Here is a 2541-nt window from a genome sequence, read left to right as displayed (position 1 = left end):
GCGTGGTAATTGTTGGGATAACGCGGTGGCGGAGAGTTTTTTCTCGAATTTAAAGAAGGAAAAGATACGGCGCAAAATCCACAAAACGCGTGACGATGCACGCGCTGATGTGTTTAACTATATCGAGATGTTCTACAACCCAAAGCGACGACATATTCACAATGATCGAGTATCGCCAACGGTCTATGAACAACGATATTTTATGAAGCAGGAAAGTGTTTAGGAAACTCAGGCCCTACCACTATTTCCTAAACAATTTGATAGAAAATTCATTAAACACCAATTAATTGTAAAAAACAGTGTACAGTGACTTTTACAGGTATGAGATAAATATGATGGTGAATTTAAATTTAGCGTTCACGCAATGGCGGTTAAGGGTTCTACGTTCAATTGATTCATTATCAATTGTCACTTATTGCCCAAACTCGAAGGTGTGTATCATCTGCCCAAGTTTGGATTTTTACATTTTATATCAGCGACCTCAGCAGCTGATCTTAGAGATCTAAACTTTCTTCGGTTCGTTCAATGTTCACGACAATTTTACCAGTGTGCTTTCCCTCACCAAAATACTGAACTAACCAAGGTATATCACTCATTCTATATGGGCCTTCAATGTTCGGTACAATTTTTCCTAGCTCATAGAGGTTCTCAATGTAGGTTAAATCTTTATTCGCCCTTAAGTTAACGACCTCGACCGTATGGCCATAAAACTTAGAAATCCAACGCTTAAGTAGAACTATCACTAAGAGACGATTTAAATCTCCTCCAACAGATATGTATCTACCACCTCTAGACAATGATCGAATAATCCTGAATATTGAACGATTAGTTTTTGCATCCAATATCAAATCATACTTTTGCCCGTTCTGTGTAAAATCTTGCTGCCTAAAATCAATGACGTGATCGAAGCCCATCGATGTCATCTTGTTTAGTTTCACACCCGTATCAACGCCCGTAACCTCTGCATCAAAGCTCTTAGCTATATAAAGAGCATAGGATCCGACCCCTCCACCAGCACCATTAATTAATACTCTCTGTTTCTTTTGTAGGCAACCTAAATCAATAAGGCCTTGAACAGCAAGCATCGAAGCATGAGGTATTGAAGCAGCGATATCAAAACTAATGCTCTTAGGTTTCAACTCCACACAACTTTCGCTGATGCATATATACTCAGCAAAACTTCCAAACCCATGATCAGAAATGTCGCCGTACACCGCATCTCCTATCTTAAATTTTTCCGATGTCGCGCCCAACGCTTCAACGACACCGGACAACTCCATCCCAGGTATCTTTGTTTTCGGCGAAACTATGCCAAACATTAGGCGATAAACATATGGCTTGCCACGCATTAGACTCCAATCATAGTCATTGATCGCGGTAGCAACGACACGAATCAATACTTCTCCTTCCGCCGGCGTCGGCTTTTCGACATCTTCGAGCCTCAGTGATTCAGGCCCGCCATACTTACTTAGTACAATTGCTTTCATTTTCGTAATCTAGAGTTAACAACATAGAGAGTATTCCTGAAACTAAAATCAGTAATTCCTTAGTCGTAAAATGTGACAGTTGAACTCTCCACATTTACATATGAATCGGACGTCTTTTTATCTGTGCTACCCACAGGCCAGTATTAGTAGAACCATAGAAAACACAACTTAAAAGCAGCACAACCACTGCAATAGCACGAACCAACTTTTTATTAAACATTTACAAATTTACCCAAATATTCAAAACCCAAGATTTCTGACAAAGTTAAAGTCCTAGTGAGTCCGCAAGCCACTAAACGGAAATGGCTTGGAGAAATTAAAGGTATCGCTCTCGGAATCCAAACCGGAGCTTACACGAGTCCCACTTCACTGCTGTTGGTACGCTCGGCTGATCTTTTTATGCTTCGAATAAGGCTAGCCGATAAGCCTTGGTATGATCACCTGAAGGTCTGCCTCACACCTTCAGCAAGACCCCACTTTCATTCCCAATTAAGTGTTGAAACGGACTAGACAAAAGGCTCAGCGTGCCATAGCGGCGGAGAAATTGTAACCGGTAACATTTAGTTTTGCAATTCATCATAAATCTAGGTCCTATAGGATTTAATAAAAAGTCTGCGATTTTGAAATTCCGTGATCTAACCCGACGATATTCACATATAAATACCTATCACCAGAAAGCATGTTTAACTAAAACCCCATCTTTTCAGCTTCATAAAAGACACACGGCTTTTCGCTCAGGCAAAACTCCTGCATCTAAGTTTGAATAAATAGTATCGGTAGTATCGGTAGTATCGGTAGTATCGGTAGTATCGTAAAGATCCTAAGTTGTTTGAGAACATTTAAAATACGTTTCTACGCAGATTTATACTCTAGTATCAACAATACAAATACCGAACAGACTGCCCTAATTCTAAGCAATTCATGTGAAGCGATTCTCTGTCAATAGGCATAGGGGTTTCTCCCGTCTCGCAAAATTAACACAACTTAGTAAGATCACCTCTAACTTCGTTAGTCGAGGGTGATGGTTAGGACTGATTACCACCAACACACCTGT

At 40.3% G+C, this 2541-nt stretch carries 2 protein-coding genes; one reads left to right on the top strand and one right to left on the bottom strand.

What is annotated here, in order from left to right; genetic code table 11:
- On the top strand, nucleotides 1–223 hold a 223-nt coding region (locus ABWW54_RS20010; RefSeq protein ID WP_353414980.1), incomplete at its 5' end, for an IS3 family transposase.
- A gap of 271 nt (nucleotides 224–494) precedes the next feature.
- On the opposite strand, the gene ABWW54_RS20005 is transcribed toward ABWW54_RS20010, so the two are convergent.
- Nucleotides 495–1487, bottom strand: a complete 993-nt coding sequence (locus ABWW54_RS20005) for an NAD(P)-dependent alcohol dehydrogenase (RefSeq protein ID WP_353414979.1) — start codon at nucleotides 1485–1487, stop codon at nucleotides 495–497.
- Between the last annotated feature and the right edge of the window lie 1054 nt (nucleotides 1488–2541).

The sequence above is a fragment of the Arenicella sp. 4NH20-0111 genome, assembly GCF_040366405.1.
In the GTDB taxonomy this organism is placed as follows: domain Bacteria; phylum Pseudomonadota; class Gammaproteobacteria; order Arenicellales; family Arenicellaceae; genus Arenicella.
This window is presented reverse-complemented; position numbering and strand designations above follow the sequence as displayed.

Coding starts and splice junctions, on each gene's coding strand:
- ABWW54_RS20005 (WP_353414979.1), bottom strand. CDS start 1,487: ATGAAAGCAATTGTACTAAGTAAGTATGGCGGGCCTGAATCACTGAGG.